This window comes from Limosilactobacillus kribbianus (assembly GCF_026413145.1).
Classification (GTDB): domain Bacteria; phylum Bacillota; class Bacilli; order Lactobacillales; family Lactobacillaceae; genus Limosilactobacillus; species Limosilactobacillus kribbianus.
In genome coordinates this window covers 1-2,019 of the sequence record NZ_JAOVYZ010000097.1, presented here as the reverse complement: position 1 = coordinate 2,019, position 2,019 = coordinate 1, and the positions used below count along the sequence as shown (strand labels likewise).

Here is a 2,019-nt window from a genome sequence, read left to right as displayed (position 1 = left end):
ATTTAATTTTAAAAAGCAACGCTGTTTAAAGCAAAGAGTGAGCCTTCATTCACACAAATTGTGTAAATAAAGGCTCACTCTTTTGGTATCCCAAATGTCAATAGCTTAACTTAATGACATTGCTCACGCGGGCTCACCCTTTTTACGTTACTTTTTTTGCATGTAAACAAAGGATAATCCACTATCCTCGGTTACCTCTTTTACGGGGTGGTACCCCATTTTTTTATAGAGGGCGATATTTTTCCAGCTCTTGGTACAAGTATAAAGTTCCCGAACCTGGTCAGGGTATTTTTCATTAATCGTCTTCAGAAGTCGTTGGGCAAGTCCGCGCCGCCGATACCCCGGATGAACCATCACCCGGCCAACTTCGACTTTCTTACCACGGGTTCGGTAACGGATAGCCCCGATAATTCGATTGTTGCTGACCAGTTTCAGCACGATCCAATTGGTGAAATCCGCCGCGCTTTCTGCTTCTGTCTCTTGAAGGGCTGGTACATCTCGGCTCCCAATCATCTCGGCTTCGCTTTCGAAAGCGAGGAGCTGAAGCTGGTATAGTTCATGAATGTCTGCTGTTGCGGCACGTTCTAGTTTCATCTATTTTCTCCTCTTTATGACTAAGTCGGTCGGATAAGGTGGTCCTTTTCTACATTTTACAATAATGCGGGATCGGCATCCGTGTTTACTTTGAAGCTCCAAAGGTAGAGCGATTATTTAAGAAATTTATGGGGATCGAGAAATGCCAGAATCAATTTTAGGCAGTGCTTAGCTCAATTTGGGTAAACGCTGTTTTGATGTACTAGAGACACGATCAATCTGTAAATTTATGCAATGTTGCATAAATTTACAGATTTGTCGGGCCTGAAATGCTAAAAATTGTGATTTTAAGATTGAGAACTGGTCCAATCAATGCCACATCAGCCTCGATCTTTAGTAACCCTCATTTTATCACTTGCAGCTTTCTTTAGGCTGCTTTACAATTTAACTATGAAAGCGTTTTCTAGTAAATGAAGAAAGAAGAGTTAGACAATGAGCTTTTATAGTGAGCAAAAAGATGAAATGATCGCCTCGAATACGGAGGGGGTTCAGTTACATACGGTAACTAACTTGGCGCGAACCCCACAGGCTAACGTCATTGTTGTTCATGGTCTTGCCGAGTATGCGGGCCGTTTCGACCCAGTCGCTAGCTACCTTGTCCAACATAATTGCAATGTTTTTCGTTACGATCAGCTCGGTCACGGCAAGAGTGGCGGCAAACGTGGCTTTATGAAATCACCTGATGACTTATCAGAGAATCTCAAACTAGTTGTTGACCGGGTTAAGAGTACTTATCCTAACTTGCCGCTCTTTGTGATGGGACACAGCATGGGCGGAGAAACCGTCTTACTATATGCTGTTAAACATCCTCAGACGGTTGATGGGTTAATTGTGACCGATCCCGTCTCACTATCGAAGCATCAATCGAGCCTTAATATCCCAATGGAAGGGGCTGAGGAGACGGAGATTCCAAATGCCATCAATGGCGGACTCGATTGCGATCAACGGGTTGTTGACAAGTACATCGCAAACGACCAGGTTCTGCACACCCTAACCGTGGGGATTATGAACAATGCATTATGGAAGGGTGCACTCTTCTTGCGTGATAATATTCAAAAGATCACGGATCCAATCTTGTATTTGCAAGGTCTGGAAGACGGTTTAATCAATTATCAAGACTCACTGGAGGCTTATGCTAAAATTAGCGCTAAAGACAAAGAGCTCCATGTCTACCCATTTTTGATGCATGAAATTCTGAACGAAACCAGTCGCAAGTGGGAAATCTACGCCGAGATCCTGCGGTGGATTAATAAGCGGCGATACTGATCTATTGGTTGGATGATTAATACAAATTAAATATTCGGCAGATTGCAAGAAATAACTTGAACGAATTTAGTGACGCAGATTAAGCAAGAAGATCTCGATTGGTGTATGCCAGTTAAGACATTTAAGTGGTCGGGAATTCAGATACCAATTAATTTGAAC

At 42.8% G+C, this 2,019-nt stretch carries 2 protein-coding genes; one reads left to right on the top strand and one right to left on the bottom strand.

The window, feature by feature from the left end:
• Nucleotides 1–147: 147 nt before the first annotated feature.
• Nucleotides 148–594: a GNAT family N-acetyltransferase gene (locus tag OCT58_RS10270; RefSeq protein WP_267202726.1), complete on the bottom strand. Its 447-nt coding sequence runs from the start codon at nucleotides 592–594 to the stop codon at nucleotides 148–150.
• 432 nt (nucleotides 595–1,026) lie between these two features.
• On the opposite strand from OCT58_RS10270, the gene OCT58_RS10265 reads away from it, so the two are divergent.
• Nucleotides 1,027–1,860, top strand: a complete 834-nt coding sequence (locus OCT58_RS10265; protein ID WP_267202725.1) for an alpha/beta hydrolase — start codon at nucleotides 1,027–1,029, stop codon at nucleotides 1,858–1,860.
• Nucleotides 1,861–2,019: the final 159 nt, after the last annotated feature.

Excerpts from the sequence above, each read along its gene's own strand:
- OCT58_RS10265 (WP_267202725.1), top strand. The coding sequence starts at position 1,027 with ATGAGCTTTTATAGTGAGCAAAAAGATGAAATGATCGCCTCGAATACG.
- OCT58_RS10270 (WP_267202726.1), bottom strand. The coding sequence starts at position 594 with ATGAAACTAGAACGTGCCGCAACAGCAGACATTCATGAACTATACCAG.